General features: G+C 40.6%; 16 protein-coding genes and 2 pseudogenes. 16 read left to right on the top strand and 2 right to left on the bottom strand.

Features of this window, described 5'->3' with window-relative positions; all coding sequences use genetic code 11:
- Nucleotides 1–280: 280 nt before the first annotated feature.
- From ACZ07B_RS07150 to pghL, 8 genes and pseudogenes are all read left to right on the top strand, one after another.
- Entirely contained in the window at nucleotides 281–1,840 is a 1,560-nt protein-coding gene (locus ACZ07B_RS07150; protein ID WP_080262671.1) for a spore germination protein, read from the top strand.
- 29 nt (nucleotides 1,841–1,869) lie between these two features.
- Nucleotides 1,870–2,961, top strand: a complete 1,092-nt coding sequence (locus ACZ07B_RS07145) for a spore germination protein (protein ID WP_464877051.1) — start codon at nucleotides 1,870–1,872, stop codon at nucleotides 2,959–2,961.
- Nucleotides 2,951–4,165, top strand: a complete 1,215-nt coding sequence (locus ACZ07B_RS07140) for a Ger(x)C family spore germination protein (RefSeq protein WP_464877050.1) — start codon at nucleotides 2,951–2,953, stop codon at nucleotides 4,163–4,165. The genes ACZ07B_RS07145 and ACZ07B_RS07140 overlap by 11 nt, the downstream gene beginning before the upstream one ends.
- A gap of 145 nt (nucleotides 4,166–4,310) precedes the next feature.
- Complete coding sequence (locus ACZ07B_RS07135) at nucleotides 4,311–5,117, top strand: hypothetical protein (RefSeq protein WP_464877049.1); 807 nt, start codon at nucleotides 4,311–4,313, stop codon at nucleotides 5,115–5,117.
- 4 nt (nucleotides 5,118–5,121) lie between these two features.
- Nucleotides 5,122–5,739, top strand: a complete 618-nt coding sequence (locus ACZ07B_RS07130) for a DUF4166 domain-containing protein (RefSeq protein WP_464877048.1) — start codon at nucleotides 5,122–5,124, stop codon at nucleotides 5,737–5,739.
- Nucleotides 5,736–7,376 carry a YndJ family protein gene (locus ACZ07B_RS07125; RefSeq protein WP_464877047.1) on the top strand — a complete coding sequence of 547 codons (1,641 nt, stop codon included), beginning with the start codon at nucleotides 5,736–5,738 and terminating at the stop codon, nucleotides 7,374–7,376. The genes ACZ07B_RS07130 and ACZ07B_RS07125 overlap by 4 nt, the downstream gene beginning before the upstream one ends.
- An 87-nt stretch (nucleotides 7,377–7,463) precedes the next feature.
- A pseudogene (locus tag ACZ07B_RS07120) lies at nucleotides 7,464–7,778 on the top strand (hypothetical protein).
- 224 nt (nucleotides 7,779–8,002) lie between these two features.
- Nucleotides 8,003–8,761, top strand: coding sequence for a gamma-polyglutamate hydrolase PghL (pghL, locus tag ACZ07B_RS07115; protein ID WP_015714006.1), 759 nt, complete (start codon nucleotides 8,003–8,005; stop codon nucleotides 8,759–8,761).
- 26 nt (nucleotides 8,762–8,787) lie between these two features.
- Here the strand turns inward: pghL and ACZ07B_RS07110 are convergent, their stop codons facing one another.
- Nucleotides 8,788–9,237: a YndM family protein gene (locus ACZ07B_RS07110; RefSeq protein WP_003245454.1), complete on the bottom strand. Its 450-nt coding sequence runs from the start codon at nucleotides 9,235–9,237 to the stop codon at nucleotides 8,788–8,790.
- Nucleotides 9,238–9,445: 208 nt separating this feature from the next.
- Between ACZ07B_RS07110 and fosM the strand changes: the two genes are divergently transcribed.
- Both fosM and ACZ07B_RS07100 read left to right on the top strand, forming a co-directional pair.
- Entirely contained in the window at nucleotides 9,446–9,880 is a 435-nt protein-coding gene (fosM, locus tag ACZ07B_RS07105; RefSeq protein ID WP_464877046.1) for a FosM family fosfomycin resistance protein, read from the top strand.
- Nucleotides 9,789–10,110: pseudogene (locus ACZ07B_RS07100) on the top strand (hypothetical protein). The gene fosM and the pseudogene ACZ07B_RS07100 overlap by 92 nt, the downstream one beginning before the upstream one ends.
- 307 nt (nucleotides 10,111–10,417) lie before the next feature.
- Here ACZ07B_RS07100 and lexA read toward each other — a convergent pair.
- Entirely contained in the window at nucleotides 10,418–11,035 is a 618-nt protein-coding gene (lexA, locus tag ACZ07B_RS07095; protein ID WP_003238209.1) for a transcriptional repressor LexA, read from the bottom strand.
- Between the two features lie 149 nt (nucleotides 11,036–11,184).
- Between lexA and yneA the strand changes: the two genes are divergently transcribed.
- The 6 genes from yneA (at nucleotide 11,185) to ACZ07B_RS07065 (ending at nucleotide 15,546) form a co-directional block, all read left to right on the top strand.
- Complete coding sequence (gene yneA, locus ACZ07B_RS07090; RefSeq protein WP_003231598.1) at nucleotides 11,185–11,502, top strand: cell division suppressor protein YneA; 318 nt, start codon at nucleotides 11,185–11,187, stop codon at nucleotides 11,500–11,502.
- Nucleotides 11,503–11,520: 18 nt separating this feature from the next.
- On the top strand, nucleotides 11,521–12,174 hold the full coding sequence (locus tag ACZ07B_RS07085; protein ID WP_464877045.1) for a YneB family resolvase-like protein: 654 nt from the start codon (nucleotides 11,521–11,523) through the stop codon (nucleotides 12,172–12,174).
- 63 nt (nucleotides 12,175–12,237) lie between these two features.
- On the top strand, nucleotides 12,238–12,471 hold the full coding sequence (locus ACZ07B_RS07080) for a DUF896 domain-containing protein (RefSeq protein WP_024573193.1): 234 nt from the start codon (nucleotides 12,238–12,240) through the stop codon (nucleotides 12,469–12,471).
- A 168-nt stretch (nucleotides 12,472–12,639) separates the two neighbouring features.
- On the top strand, nucleotides 12,640–14,643 hold the full coding sequence (gene tkt / locus ACZ07B_RS07075; RefSeq protein ID WP_003231593.1) for a transketolase: 2,004 nt from the start codon (nucleotides 12,640–12,642) through the stop codon (nucleotides 14,641–14,643).
- Between the two features lie 152 nt (nucleotides 14,644–14,795).
- Complete coding sequence (gene sirA, locus ACZ07B_RS07070; protein ID WP_003231591.1) at nucleotides 14,796–15,242, top strand: sporulation inhibitor of replication protein SirA; 447 nt, start codon at nucleotides 14,796–14,798, stop codon at nucleotides 15,240–15,242.
- An 85-nt stretch (nucleotides 15,243–15,327) separates the two neighbouring features.
- The gene (locus ACZ07B_RS07065) at nucleotides 15,328–15,546 is read left to right on the top strand and encodes a YneF family protein (RefSeq protein WP_003221221.1); all 219 of its coding nucleotides are present in this window, start codon (nucleotides 15,328–15,330) and stop codon (nucleotides 15,544–15,546) included.
- Nucleotides 15,547–15,593: the final 47 nt, after the last annotated feature.

Below are 15,593 nucleotides of genomic sequence, written 5' to 3'. Positions count from 1 at the left end.
AAAAGGCTCATTTTGTGTTTAATAATGCAAAATGGTCAGGTTGATTTCTTTAAAAGCATGATGAAATGTTCATCATGCTTTTTTTTATTGAGAAAAAAGACGAACATAAAAAATAGGTATACGGGAAAAATAATCCTATTAGAGAGAGGGGAACTGACAGATGGATAACATGATATCAACACTTACTGACTGGAATGTGTGGTTTCAAGCGTTAGTAGTATTTCTCGTTCCATATGCAATCTATAAAGTGTTTACTTGGATTCATGTATAAGAAGGTGCAATGATGAGGTGGCGGAGCAATCAGTACAAAACACAGAAGCAGCATAAATCAGATCATTCAACAGCTGAAAAGGATCAGGATGTGTTAACCGGTAACATCGGATACGATTTAGAACATGTAAAAAGAAAAATAGGACATAACGGGGACGTTCATTTCCGTAAGCTTGTAATCACTCATTTACATGTGAAAGCGGCATTGATCTTTGTTGAAGGACTGTCTGATCAGGACTTGATTAATAAAGGACTATCAGTGTTAGTCATGAATCAACCTAATCAGGTAAGCGATGAAATTTCTCAATCCGGCAAAGGTATTTTAACTTCGAAACAGATAAAAAATCAAATCATATCAATCGGTGATGTCATAGAATCAGAGAAAATCAGTGATATCGTGTTGAATGTTTTCATGGGTTCGACAGCGCTTCTCATCGATGGAATACCGCAGGCCTTTCTTCTGGGAACTGTAAAAAAACAAAATCGAAGTATCGAGGAGCCGCTTTCAGAAGCGCTTGTCAGAGGGCCGCGCACAGGCTTTACAGAAGAGTTGAGTACGAATACAGCTCTTTTGAGACAGCAAGGAAAAAATGATCAATTAACATTGCAGAGATTTGAAGTAGGAACACGATTAAAAAAGGATTTAATTATCGCTTATATGAATGACATTGCAGATCCAAAAGTAGTCGAGGAAGTAAGAAAAAGAGTGAGAGGGATTGAGATCGATCATTTGCCGGAGTCAGGCTACGTTGAACAGTTAATTGAGGATAATTATTTGAGCCCGTTCCCGCAAGTACAGAGTACAGAACGTCCTGATCGCGTCATAAGCGGATTAATGGAAGGAAGAGTAGCCATTCTGCTTGACGGCACTCCGTTTGCTTTGATTGTTCCAGTCACTTTCAGCATGATGCTTCAATCGCCTGAAGATTATTATGAACGGTGGTTCCCGAGCTCGCTCATCAGATTGCTGAGGTTCATCGCAGCAATGATAACGTTATTTGCACCCGCTTTATATATATCATTTATTTCTTTTCATCCTGGGTTAATTCCGACCAAGCTGGCGATTTCAATTTCCGGGACGCGCCAGGGTGTTCCGTTCCCATCCCTCATTGAAGCCTTATTTATGGAAGTCGCGATCGAAATTTTAAGAGAAGCGGGGCTTCGTCTGCCAAAACCGATTGGACCCGCAATTGGCATAGTTGGCGGATTAATCATCGGGGAAGCAGCTGTGCAGGCGGGGATTGTCAGTCCAATCATGGTCATTGTTGTTGCGCTCACAGCAATTTCTTCATTTGCCATCCCGCATTATAGCACAGGTATAGCACTTCGGATGCTTCGGTTTGGTGCGATGTTTTGTGCGGCGGTGTTTGGATTGTTTGGAGTCATTATGTATTATCTGCTGCTAAGCAGCCATGTCGTAAAGCTTAAGAGCTTTGGTGTGCCATACGCAAGTCCGGCAGTGCCCTATCACTTAAAAGATTGGAAAGACTTTGTTATCAGAATGCCTCTTTTAGTCATGAAGCGCCGGCCTAAAATGATGAATACAGATAATACAAAACGGGTGAAATGATGAACTTAACAGGATGGTGATAAAGTCTCATGTTCAGCCCAACCAGTAAAATCACAACCGCTCAGGCAACGATTATCATCATTAATTATATGCTTGCTGCCGGAGTTCTTACGCTCCCTCGGACAGTAACAGAACAAACACAATCTCCTGATGGATGGATTTCAATTTTATTAGGCGGGGTCCTAGCGGTAATAGCCGGGATGATTATAGTTAAATTAAGCCAGCAGTATCCTAAGGAGACCTTTTATGAATACTCCCGACATATTGTAGGAAAATGGCTCGGGCATCTGATCAGTATTGTTTTTATTACTTATTTTCTGGTACTCGGTGCATTTGAAGTCAGAGTCATGTCCGAAATCGTGGATTTTTTTCTCCTCGAAGGGACACCGTCTTGGGCCATCATTATGACAGTTCTTTGGATTGGGCTTTATTCAATTACACAAGGCCTAGATCCGATTGCACGGCTTTTTGAAATGATTTTTCCGATTACGGTCATCATCTTTTTAACGATAGCCCTCATGAGTTTAGGCATATTTGAAATCAACAATTTGCGCCCTGTATTAGGAGATGGAATCATGCCGGTTCTCAGAGGAGTAAAGACAACGAACCTTTCATTTACATGTTCAGAAATTATGCTCATTTTAGTAGCATTTATGAAAAAGCCGAAAAATGCGGTGAAAGCGGTTGTGATTGGGACAGGCGTTGTGACCAGTTTTTATATGATTACGCTGATTATGGTCATCGGTGCACTATCAGTTGAGGGAGTTGTGACGAGAACATGGCCGGGGCTTGATCTGATGAGAAGTTTTGAAATACCTGGTTTAATATTTGAACGGTTTGAATCATTTCTGCTTGTGATTTGGATTATGCAGCTTTTTGCCACGTTTATTATCACTTTTTATGCAGCTTCCCTGGGAGTCTCACAGGTTTTTAAAAAGAAACCCCTTTCATGTATGTTTGGGCTGCTTCCTGTTATTTATATCCTCTCCTGCATGCCGAAAAATGAAAATGACGTCTTTATATTGGGCGATACGGTCAGTCATATCGCTTTGTATATATTTGGCGCTTTGCCGATTTTGCTGTTAGTCATTTCGAAATGGAGGAAAAGAGGTGAAAAGTAAACTAAAACGTCAAGTGCCTGCTATGGTCATAGTATGTCTGCTGATGATTTGCGTAACAGGATGCTGGAGCAGTCGGGAAATAGAAGATCTGGGTCTCACATTCGCTATCGCAATTGATAAAGGAAAAGAAACGAACACTGAAAAAGAGTTAAAAGAAGAGGGCGGGAGCTATCCGAAAAAAGACAACATTACGCTGACCTATCAATTTGTTAATGAAAAAGCGGCAGGCGCGGGCACAAGCGGGGGAGGCGGTAGCGGACAAGGAGTGCAAAAAGCGTATATTAATATAAGTGAAACAGGGGATTCATTACAGCAGATCGGAAGTGAGGTTGCACTAAGACGGGACCGAGAAGTGTTTAGCCCGCATTTAAAAGTTGTTGTCATGAGTGAAGATGTGCTGCGCACATTTCCTATCGACGAAATGCTGGATCAATTTTTTCGCGATAATGAAATCAGGCTGAGCTGTCTTGTTTTGTCTGCTAAAGGGGAAGCAAGAGAAGCTCTCCAGCTGAAAGAGAACGGAGAAATTCCGGCTTTTCGGCTGATTGGATTAGGTGAAAATGAACATAAGGTTTCCAAAATTCTTCCCCCTGTGACACTCGCGAAACTAATTGGAAAACTGCATTCTGGCAGCAGCTTTTTACTGCAAAATGTGGTCGCGGCGAATGGAGCGATCAAGTATTCCGGAGCAGCTGTAATCAACGGAAAATCGAAAAAAATGATCGGCACCTTAAATGAATATGAAACTGAGGGGATTACATGGATTAGAGGGGAAGGAAAAGGCGGAGTTGTCAAAAGTCATGATAAAAAGAGCCAACAGACGTTAGCGTACGATATCAATAAAATCAAAAGCAAAATTCAGCCAGTCGTAAAAGGGACGGATATTTCATTTCATGTCGATATTGAATCAGAAGGCGATTTGGTTGAAAACTGGAACACAAAAGAGGCGTTGGACACCCAGTTTATAGATCGTCTCGAAACGACTATTGAAAACGAGGTAAAGAAAATAGTTGGTCAGGTATTAAAAAAAATTCAGCATGATTATAAAGCAGATGTTGCTGGTTTTGATGAATCTTTAAGACTTACATATCCTCACTTATGGAAAAGGGTGAAAAATAACTGGGATGACACCTTCAGTAAAGCCGACATCACATACAGTGTGAACGTCACAATTACGCATTACGGCACGGTTAAAACTCAGTAATGAATCCCAAGGAAGAGAAGGAAACCTCTCTTCTTTTTTTATGCATTTTTTAGGATAAAGATACTTTTTTTGGAGAGATATACACTTTTCAAATCGACCAATATGCTAATATAGGAATTGCTTGAAATAGAAGGGAGAAGGGGCTGTGAGGCAGAAACCGATTTATGTAGAAATCGAAATGAAATCTGATCTGGATACACTCTGGGAATATACACAAAATCCATCACTGCATAAGGAATGGGATCTCCGGTTTTCAAATATTACGTATTTGAATAGTCAGCCATGCGAAAAACAGAGGTTTCTTTACGAAACAAAAATAGGCTTTGGATTAAAGGTGTCAGGTACTGGAGAAACCGTCGGTGTTTTCAACAAATGTTCATCTGAGAGGTCTTCTTCACTGGCTTTTGGCTCTGATCATCCATTATCTCTGATTCGGCATGGAAGCGGCTACTGGAAGTATATACAGAGAGAAAATGGGAAAATGACGTTTTTAACACAGTACCAATACAAAACAGCCTACGGACTGCCGGGAAGATGGATCGATCGTTTATTATTTCGGCCGCTGCTTGGCTGGGCGACTGCCTGGAGCTTTGATGCATTAAGGCTTTGGGTTGAGCAAAATAAACATCCGAAGCGCTTCATTCGATCCGCTATCATCTATGTGTTCATGTGTCTGTTTTTCAGCCTGTTTTGGTTCTATCAAGGCTTTGCAGGTGTTGAGGCCAGCATATTGGCAGGAATAGCGGAGATAGGCTTAGCTATTTTGTGGCTGATTCCTTTAAAAAGAAAATGGATAATTCATGGTGTCCAGGCTTGTATCTTTGCGGGGTTTGCTTGCCTAGGTTCCGAAATATTCATGTGGGTTCTGTTGAGTGTGTTTTCCACAGCAAGCGGCGCTCTTAGCCTGCAGCTCCCCAGTGCCAGGCGCACAAAACGAAAGAGAAAGAAGTGACATTGTGAGTTCGATTTATGAAAAATCAATTATTAACTATCATTTTCTGCATCCCAAGCTGCAGAAACGGTACCAATTAGACGAGTCTCAAACATTCAGCGGGACGGGAACGATGTCAGAAATAAGCGGAGGCTCTTTTCTGGTTAGAATGCTGTTAAAGCTGGGTGTTTTTTTCAGATGCTTCTTTTCAGAAAGAGGCAAAGACATTCCATTTACAATACAAAATAGAACTTGTCTTTTGAAATCGCAACATACAGGAATAGAATGGAATCGTACATTTTTCTTTAAAGGCAAAAAACGTTTCTTTGATGCGATAATGATATATGACGAGAAAGAAAATAGAATACTTGATTTCTTCGGCAAACCTCATCTGCTGCTGTCTGTTTTGACGTTCGAGGCATCTCATGACGGCTCTCTTACGGTCACATCGGGAAAGCAATGGCTATTGATATGCGGAAAAAGAATCCCGCTGCCGAAATGGCTGACCGGTACATCCGAAGTTTGCGAAACGTTTGATGAAAAAAAGAATTGTTTCACCATTGAAGTGCATGTGCAAAATACAATTCTTGGCACTCTTTTCTTTTATAAAGGAACGTTTCAGGAGAAAGAGAGAGAATCATGAAACGAAATGGCATAGTCAGTGCGCTTTGTTTTATAGGATTTCTTGCAGCGGAAGCACCGGATATTTCAGTGGCAGAGGCACTCGTTTTGTTATCCATTCTATTTTTCGTGCCGGGAATTTTTCCTTTTGTTTTTCGTCAATCTCCGGTTCGTGTTGCTCAGTTTATGGAATATGGGCTAATCCAGTGCTATCCTGTAGCCGCATTCTTTGCGGTACTGGCTCTAGTGACGGAGGTTGGGGGGTTCGCACTTATCTGGTGGATGTACACAGTTTTTATTGCATTGTATGCGATCTTCCGCCTTTGGGAAACAAAGATACATAGAATCGAAGAGACATCAGTTTTGTTCGGTCTTATTTATTTGGCGGGAGGAGGATTTTGGTTTTTTGCTTATGCTGCCCATTTGCAGATCATGCAATTTGGCCCTCTCATCATTTTGCTGACTGCTGTCCACTTTCACTATTCTGCTTTTCTGATCCCGATCTTCAACGGTTTACTCGGCAGAACCATTAGAAAACATCGGATGTTGTACAGTTGGATAACATGGGTGATTTTGCTTTCGCCCCTTCTTATCGCACTGGGCATCACATATTCAAAAACACTTGATGTCATTGCGGTTAGCATTTATATGGCGGCGATTTATCTTCATGCATTTTTGGTGTTCACGGCAGCTTTTCGCACCAAGACGGGGACATTTCTTATTCGGCTTTCTTCCGCTGTTTTAATGATAACGATTGCTTTCTCGATGATTTATTCATTTGGTGTATTTCGGCAAGAAGTTACATTGACCATCAATCAGATGATTTGGATTCACGGTTTTGTCAACGCGTTTGGTGTTATATTGCCCGCTCTCATAGGGTGGAGAATAGAGGATCCGAAACCTTTTGATGCAGACAGTGTAAAGACATTCAGCCGTATCTACGGAAAAAGAAAGATTGGGAAAGAATTTTTAGCTAACATTCAAGCTGAAAATAACGCTCGGTACAGCGGACTTGTGGATGATATGGGCAGCCTGCGTTCAAAAGATTTTTCACCAGAAAAACTGGCGCCGCTCATTCTTTCGTTTTATGAACAAACCATCGAATATAATATTAAAGCAAAAGTAACATGGAGCACGTGGTTTCGGCCGCTTGCAATTATTTACGAATGGTTCAGCAGAAGAATCGGCCAAATACATCTTTCGACGTACCCTGACTGGTACAGGATGTACAGCAAGATAAAAGGTGTTCATTCTAAAAAAGACGGAAGGGAAAGAGTACGTGCCTGGATTAGAACAAATGAAAAAAACGAAACCATTTTTACCGCTCTTTATTCAGTGTATCGTTCAAATGGAGAAGGGTATATGAATATTTCTTTACCGCTTCCATTCAGCAGCATGACAGGTATTTTAAAACCATATCATCATCAGGAGAAGCTGGTTTTAACAAGCAGGCGGAGAAAAAGCAGAGCGGGGGATGAGGGGATTTATCTGCAAACAAGAGCGGGAACTTGTCCGCTTCCTTTATCTGAAACCTTTCTGATAGAAGCTGTACATGACAACAAATTAACCGCTGTTCATCATATGTGGCTGTTTGGAATAAAATTTCTAACTGTTCATTACAGCATTACACATATTAACCAGCCTATTGAAAGAACCTAACACAAAGAAGAAGCTTCGTCTGCCAGTTGTAATGAGATGAACTGTTTTAAAATTCTGCACCGCATCAAGACAGGAAAGGAAGGGTTTATGGTGTTTTATATCAGTTTATTTCTGATTCTTTGGCTGGCTGCTGGGTTTGCAGTGGGAATGAAACAAGTGTATGTCGATCAGCTGTTTGATAAAGCTGTGATCGAAAGACTGGAAAAAGAAGCGAATGATCATGGACATGCTGACCGGATGATCAAACAGCGCGTCCTTTATATTGCAGCAGTGACAGTAAGCGGGTTTATTTCTGTTTATTAGGAAATGAAAACAATCCCGCAAAGGCGAAACATAAGAAAAATTGAAAAAAACATCATGAAATTAAATCAAGCAAAAAAACGAAGAATGAAGAGAAAATAAAAAATGCACAGGCCAAAGGGCAGGTGCATTTTTGTTTTGTATGGAAATGGGGGAGGTGGTGCCAGCTTACTTTTCATAAATTCAAAAATGAGAAGAACAGCGCCCGGGCTAATGGTATATAATATTGTGAATTTAACAAAAATTTAACAAGGAGGACGAGAGAATTCGTGCTAAAGCCTCAAAGAGACCTACATCCTGTTGATTTGGACTTAGAGGCGGAGTAGATGAAACCGGCCAAAGTATCCCTGCTCCGCCGTTTGCTCCATTCCTTGAAGCATGTTGATTGTAACATAGCCAAACGTTTTCCATCAACTATTAAAATTGTAAAATTATTGTTGATTTTTATGGTGTTTACTCCGATTTCTTCAATTTATGCTGAAGATGTATATCAGAATTTTGAGGAATTAAAAAGCAATGAAGATCCTTCTGATTACGGCGTTGTTACGAAAGAAACCGGAAGCCCTGTTCTTGTTTTAGCTATTCACGGAGGAGGTATTGAAGGCGGGACAAGTGAAGTAGCGAGAGAGCTCAGCAAAGAGTACTCGATGTATTTATTTGAAGGCTTAAAATCGGCAGGAAACTCAGTCCTGCACATTACGAGCACGCACTTTGATGAACCTCGGGCCCTTAAAATGACGGGAAATCATGAATATGTCATTTCATTACACGGGTACGCAGAAGAAGATCAGCAGATCGAAGTCGGCGGTACAGATCGCGTAAGAGCGGCAGATTTAGTTGAGAAATTGCAGCATGCCGGTTTTCCTGCTGTATTGCTCAATACGGACCATCCACATGCGGGCGTTAGTCCGAATAACATTGCAAATAAATCAAAAACAGGTTTAAGTATTCAGATAGAAATGAGCACAGGGTTTCGAAAGTCTTTGTTCGGCATCTTTTCTTTAAAAAGCAGAGCTGTTACTCAAAATGAGAGGTTTTATGAGTTTACAGAAGTGATGTTCCGTTTTCTCAAAAATAGCTACTGAAAAATAGGAGGCGATAAGACAGCCTCCTATTCCTTATGCTTCTCTTTCGTTTCGGGAAACAGCTCGTCCGCGGCTTCCGTTTGATACTGCAACGTGTTATCTCTCGCTGACAGTTCATTTCGGAAATTTTCATCAAGCACATTTTTCAGTAAATACCGATGAAAAAAGTATTCAAAAACAGTAAGACAGGCAGCGGAAAGGAGAGCCGCTCCAAATGGTGAGAAATCGTTTCTTGTTTGGGTTAAAACAAATACCCAAAGAATAACGAATGAAAGGCCAAAGTCAGCCAATGAAGCTGTAATATTGTTTGTTCTGGGTAAGACGAGCATGTCACCAGAAAGATAGGAAACAAAACCTAAGAAAAGTGCAATAAACATCACACTTAAAAAGGATGCGTGATAGACTCTGTCCAAAATCACATATAAAAGGGCGAGAGTGAAAGCAATCTTTGAAGCAAGCGCAATGATATGTTTCATTTGACCACCTAAATTGTTATTTTTTGAAGAAAATTCTTGGGCGTAAACAAATGATAAATAATGCAATTCAAAACCATTCATAATGGTCATGTTACTATTTTAAACAGTCCGTTTTTGTTTACACTGGTATTTTTTTTCAGCAGTATGAAACTTTCTTATGAAAAAAGACGTATATGTGGATGATCAGCTTTCAAAGGGGGAATGATTTGTGGAGATAAAAGGAATCAATCACTTGCTATTTTCAGTTTCGCATTTGGATACATCGATTGATTTTTATCAAAAAGTGTTTGATGCAAAGCTTTTGGTAAAGGGAAGAACAACTGCATATTTTGATATGAACGGCATCTGGCTAGCGCTTAATGAAGAACCAGACATCCCGAGAAATGACATTAAGCTTTCTTATACCCATATTGCTTTTACAATTGAAGATCATGAATTTGAGGAGATGTCAGCTAAATTAAAAAGACTTCATGTCAATATTCTGCCTGGCAGAGAACGAGATGAACGCGATCGAAAATCAATTTATTTTACCGACCCTGACGGCCACAAATTTGAATTTCATACCGGAACCCTTCAAGACAGGCTTCGATATTACAAACAAGAAAAAACGCATATGCACTTTTATGATGAAACGGCCTTTTGATATCACAACCATATTTCATATAAGGTTAAATTTAAAGAAGGGTGTTGGTGGAGACTTTATGTTTGGGGAAGGTTTCTACCCGACTTGTTCAACGATGCCATATATTTTGAACTGCACAAGTGATTGGGTGAAGGTGAAATTGAAATACACATTACATTTTATATGAAGAAAGCGAGCTGTTTTATCAAAATGTTGAACTAATTAAACTATGTACTAAATTTTCAGTATAATTCAATTGCTTCGCCCCTTAATAAATATGAAACCGGATCCTTCCACGACCTAAAAAATGAAACGTTTTTAAGAAGATGGCGTCTAATATTCTAAATGTTCATATTTTGATAAAAGTTTCCTAAAGGAAAGAAAATTTCTTGACTTCAACAATCTTTTGGTGGATAATTATGGTGTAAACATGATGTTCTTTTTCCTCCTATTCAGGCTCGCACCCAAAAGTCAGGGCGAGCCTGCTTTTTTTGAACAACAAACCCCCTCTCCGTAAAGGAAGAGGGGGTTATTTTATGCATCTGATAGATCAATAGATTAATGGACGGTTCTGAACACGCCAATCACTTTCCCTAGAATGCTGACATTCTGCAAAATGATAGGTTCCATCGTTGGGTTCTCAGGCTGCAAGCGAATGTGGGTATCCTCTTTATAGAATCGTTTTACAGTTGCTTCATCATCTTCTGTCATCGCAACTACAATTTCCCCATTGTTCGCTGTGTTTTGCTGTTTAACGATGACATAGTCCTTATCGAGAATACCAGCATCTATCATACTGTCTCCCATAATCTCCAGCATAAATACATGCTCGTCCGGAGGAACCATGCGGTCAGGGAGCGGAAAATATTCTTCAATATTTTCTACTGCTGTAATAGGAGATCCCGCCGTGACTTTCCCGATGACCGGTACATTAACGACCTGGCTTTGCGGAATGTCTACTTCTTCATCAAGAATTTCTATTGCTCTTGGTTTTGTCGGATCTCGTCTGATCAGCCCTTTTGTTTCCAAACGGGCCAAATGGCCGTGGACAGTAGAACTGGACGCAAGCCCGACAGCCTCTCCGATCTCTCTCACGGAAGGCGGATATCCTTTTGATTTAACCTCTGCTTTAATAAAACGGAGGATATCAAGTTGCCTTTTTGATAGCTTCGTCATTTTTCGCACCTCAAAACGTCGATTTTAAGAAGATTATAGCATGATTTTCCTTACAGTACAAACATAGGTTCGAAAAAACAATTGACAGAAACGTTTGTTCGTATATACTGAAATTATAAAAATGCGAACAAACATTCCTGTTGGAGGTTATGATCATGAGTAAAGAATCTATTATTTTTGTCGGTCTGTTCACAGTGATTTTGAGCGCGGTTATCCTTATGCTGTCATATACAAGCAGCGGCCAGGAGCTTAATCAATATGTTAAAATAGAAGTGCAGCAAGGCGACACACTTTGGTCAATTGCTGATCAGGTAGCAGATACAAAAAAGATAAACAAAAATGATTTTATTGAATGGGTAGCTGATAAAAATCAACTACAAACCTCTGATATCCAGCCGGGTGATGAGTTAGTGATCCCATTGAAAAAGAAGCATCAGGATGCATATGAATTGGCAACTGTAAGATAGAGAGGAAAGAGAGATAAAATGAAAGCACTCATTTATGCCCGTGTAAGCACAAATAAAGAACAGCAGGAAACGTCATTAAAGCGGCAGGAGGAGGAGCTTACGGCCATTGCAGCGGAGAACGGCATGGAAGTGGTCAAAGTGATTTCAGAAAAAGCCAGCGGATATGAAATGGATCGGGATGGTGTATTTGAGCTGCTTGATGAGATTAAGAACGCTGGAATTGATGTCATTTTGTTTCAGGACGAGACAAGGCTCGGGCGGGGAAACGCAAAAATCGCACTGCTTCATTGTATTTACAGAGAAGGTGTGAAAGTCTATACAACGGCTCACAGAGGTGAACTGGAGTTATCGGAGGCTGACTCAATGGTCTTGGAAATCGTCAGCATTGTGGAAGAGTATCAGCGAAAGATTCACAACATGAAAATCAGACGGGGAATGAAGCGTGCAGTAAAAAACGGTTTTAAACCGCAAAAAAACTTAAAAAACCAACATGAGAACAGTGGAAAAGAAAAAATAGAGGTGCCAATCTCTGAGATCGTCCGCCTAAGAGCGAATAAACTGACGTTTGCTGAAATTGCGGCTACCCTAAGAGGGTTTGGCTATGATGTCTCTAAAGCAACCGTTCACCGGCGTTTTCAGGAATACATAGAGAATGAAGAGACAGCAGAGTGAATCAGTTGTAAAACTTTTTTTGATCTAGTACTATATAGACAAAATGCAATAAAGGAGTTTAACATGATTTCAAACGCGAAAATTGCCAGAATTAATGAGCTTGCTGCCAAAGCTAAAGCTGGCGTTATTACAGAAGAAGAAAAAGCCGAACAGCAAAAGCTCCGTCAAGAGTACTTGAAAGGTTTTCGTTCTTCTATGAAGAACACGTTAAAAAGCGTGAAAATCATTGACCCAGAAGGCAATGATGTAACACCAGAAAAGCTAAAAAGAGAAAAAAGAAATAACAAACTTCACTAATATAAGAGGAATACGGCAATATCGTATTCCTCTTTTGCATATACTATAATCAAAACTCTTATGTGACAAAATTCAACAAGTTTCTCTCAAATTTAAGCTGAAACAGTTGAGAAAAAGTCGTCAGACATTTATGATGTAAGGGTACAACACATAAGGAAGGGGATTTTTATGGATACAATTGAAAAGAAATCAGTTGCTACCATTCGCACACTGTCAATAGACGCTATTGAAAAAGCAAATTCTGGTCACCCAGGGATGCCGATGGGAGCCGCTCCAATGGCATACACGCTGTGGACAAAATTTATGAACGTAAGTCCGGCAAACCCTGGCTGGTTTAACCGTGACCGTTTTGTTTTATCTGCTGGACACGGGTCAGCACTATTATACAGCATGCTTCATTTAAGCGGGTTTGATCTTAGTATTGAAGATCTTAAGGGATTCCGCCAGTGGGGCAGCAAAACACCTGGACACCCGGAATTCGGACATACTGCCGGTGTTGATGCTACAACAGGTCCGCTTGGCCAAGGAATTGCCATGGCAGTCGGTATGGCAATTGCTGAACGCCATTTAGCGGAAACATACAACCGCGATTCATTTAACGTAGTCGATCATTATACATACAGTATTTGCGGTGATGGTGATTTAATGGAAGGTATTTCTTCTGAAGCCGCTTCACTCGCAGGCCATCTTCAGCTTGGCCGTCTGATCGTACTATACGATTCTAATGACATCTCTCTTGATGGAGACCTCGACCGTTCATTTTCTGAAAACGTGAAACAGCGTTTTGAAGCAATGAATTGGGAAGTTCTTTATGTTGAGGATGGAAACAATATTGAAGAATTAACAGCGGCTATCGAAAAAGCACGCCAAAATGAAAAGAAACCTACATTAATTGAAGTGAAAACGACAATCGGATTCGGTTCACCTAACCGTGCCGGTACATCCGGTGTTCACGGTGCACCGCTTGGTAAAGAGGAAAGCAAATTAACAAAAGAAGCTTACGCGTGGACGTATGAAGAAGACTTCTACGTTCCGTCAGAAGTTTATGAGCATTTCGCTGCAGCTGTTAAAGAATCAGGTGAGAAAAAAGAACAAGAATGGAATGCTCAATTCGCTAAATATAAAGAAGTTTATCCTGAACTTGCTGAACAGCTTGAACTGGCAATCAAAGGAGAGCTTCCGAAGGACTGGGATCAAGAGGTTCCTGTGTATGAAAAAGGAAGCAGCCTGGCATCCCGTGCATCTTCCGGTGAAGTTCTCAACGGACTTGCGAAAAAAATTCCTTTCTTTGTCGGAGGTTCTGCTGACCTAGCGGGATCGAACAAAACGACAATTAAAAATGCCGGTGATTTTACAGCGGTTGATTACTCAGGCAAAAACTTCTGGTTTGGTGTACGTGAATTTGCGATGGGTGCAGCCTTAAACGGTATGGCGCTTCATGGCGGTCTTCGTGTATTCGGTGGAACTTTCTTTGTCTTCTCTGATTACCTGCGTCCTGCGATTCGCCTTGCAGCGTTAATGGGCCTTCCTGTGACATATGTCTTCACACATGACAGTATTGCGGTAGGTGAAGACGGTCCGACGCACGAGCCTGTTGAACAGCTTGCTTCACTCCGTGCGATGCCTAACCTTTCTTTGATCCGTCCAGCAGACGGAAATGAGACAGCAGCAGCATGGAAGCTTGCAGTGCAAAGCACTGACCACCCAACAGCGCTAGTGCTTACACGTCAAAACCTTCCTACCATCGATCAAACATCTGAAGAAGCATTGGCAGGAGTAGAAAAAGGTGCATATGTCGTTTCTAAATCTAAAAACGAAACACCTGACGCTCTTCTCATCGCTTCCGGATCAGAGGTAGGTCTTGCAATTGAAGCGCAGGCTGAATTGGCAAAAGAAAATATCGATGTTTCTGTTGTCAGCATGCCTTCAATGGACCGTTTTGAGAAACAATCTGATGAATACAAAAACGAAGTCCTTCCTGCAGATGTGAAAAAACGTCTTGCAATTGAAATGGGCTCATCATTTGGATGGGGCAAATACACGGGGCTTGAAGGTGACGTTCTCGGCATAGACCGATTCGGTGCATCTGCTCCAGGTGAAACCATCATTAACGAATACGGCTTCTCAGTTCCGAACGTAGTGAATCGAGTTAAGGCATTAATCAATAAGTAAGCTTTTGAAAGAGGATGAGTCAAATCATCCTCTTTTTCTTGTTTATCCGACAAAAATAGTATTGGCTGTTTAACAGTAATAGACAATTCTTTCTTTTCTTCTTTTGTATAATAGAGAGCAAATGAAATGCTGCTGGAAAAGGGGATGAAAAGATGGAACGTCACTACTATACGTACCTGATCAAAGAGGAATTTGCCAATCACTATTTCGGCCGGGAATCGGTTATGTTTGAGCTGTTTCAAGACTATCATTGGACAAGCCTTGAAAAGCAGCAGTATGAAATGACAGAGAAACAGATTCAATATATTACACAACCAATCCCGATTTTACATATGCATCAGCGGTTAAAAATGAATTTAAACAAGACGGATTACAGGCAGCTGGATTATATTTATAGAATAGCTTTGCCGAAAGCAAAAGGCCACGCGACGTTTATGATGAAGGAGCACATGATAGAAATTGTGGCTTCGGGAGATTACGAGGCAGAAACGATATTCTTTGAAGTGTTAAGAAAAGTTAGCCCTTGCTTTTTAGCAATGGATTTCAATTCGAAGCGTTACGGATGGCTAAATCCGGTGAAAGAAAGAAATTTTGTCTAAAACCGAAGAAAAAGAGATGTAAATGTTGTATAATAGCTTTTGGTTTAGTACACTTTAAACTAGACAACATGAAGGAGGAAATAAAATGACTTTATGGGTTGGCATCCTAGTGGGCGTTGTTGCATTGCTCATAGGTGTTGCACTCGGGTTTTTTATTGCTCGTAAATATATGATGAGCTACCTGAAAAAGAATCCGCCTATTAATGAACAAATGTTACGCATGATGATGATGCAAATGGGAATGAAACCTTCTCAAAAGAAAATCAATCAAATGATGAAAGCCATGAATAATCAAACGAAATAATACGTAAAGATTATGATATAGAGAAACATGGTTATAAAATAAAAAAC

This window comes from Bacillus sp. 9.4 (genome assembly GCF_055486415.1).
This window is presented reverse-complemented; position numbering and strand designations above follow the sequence as displayed.

What these genes read in the sequence shown, in the direction of transcription:
- ACZ07B_RS07150 (WP_080262671.1), top strand. Translation starts at nt 281, where the DNA reads ATGATGAGGTGGCGGAGCAATCAGTACAAAACACAGAAGCAGCATAAA.
- ACZ07B_RS07145 (WP_464877051.1), top strand. Translation starts at nt 1,870, where the DNA reads ATGTTCAGCCCAACCAGTAAAATCACAACCGCTCAGGCAACGATTATC.
- ACZ07B_RS07125 (WP_464877047.1), top strand. Translation starts at nt 5,736, where the DNA reads ATGAAACGAAATGGCATAGTCAGTGCGCTTTGTTTTATAGGATTTCTT.
- pghL (WP_015714006.1), top strand. Translation starts at nt 8,003, where the DNA reads ATGAAACCGGCCAAAGTATCCCTGCTCCGCCGTTTGCTCCATTCCTTG.
- ACZ07B_RS07110 (WP_003245454.1), bottom strand. Translation starts at nt 9,237, where the DNA reads ATGAAACATATCATTGCGCTTGCTTCAAAGATTGCTTTCACTCTCGCC.
- lexA (WP_003238209.1), bottom strand. Translation starts at nt 11,035, where the DNA reads ATGACGAAGCTATCAAAAAGGCAACTTGATATCCTCCGTTTTATTAAA.
- yneA (WP_003231598.1), top strand. Translation starts at nt 11,185, where the DNA reads ATGATCATGAGTAAAGAATCTATTATTTTTGTCGGTCTGTTCACAGTG.
- ACZ07B_RS07085 (WP_464877045.1), top strand. Translation starts at nt 11,521, where the DNA reads ATGAAAGCACTCATTTATGCCCGTGTAAGCACAAATAAAGAACAGCAG.
- ACZ07B_RS07080 (WP_024573193.1), top strand. Translation starts at nt 12,238, where the DNA reads ATGATTTCAAACGCGAAAATTGCCAGAATTAATGAGCTTGCTGCCAAA.
- tkt (WP_003231593.1), top strand. Translation starts at nt 12,640, where the DNA reads ATGGATACAATTGAAAAGAAATCAGTTGCTACCATTCGCACACTGTCA.
- sirA (WP_003231591.1), top strand. Translation starts at nt 14,796, where the DNA reads ATGGAACGTCACTACTATACGTACCTGATCAAAGAGGAATTTGCCAAT.
- ACZ07B_RS07065 (WP_003221221.1), top strand. Translation starts at nt 15,328, where the DNA reads ATGACTTTATGGGTTGGCATCCTAGTGGGCGTTGTTGCATTGCTCATA.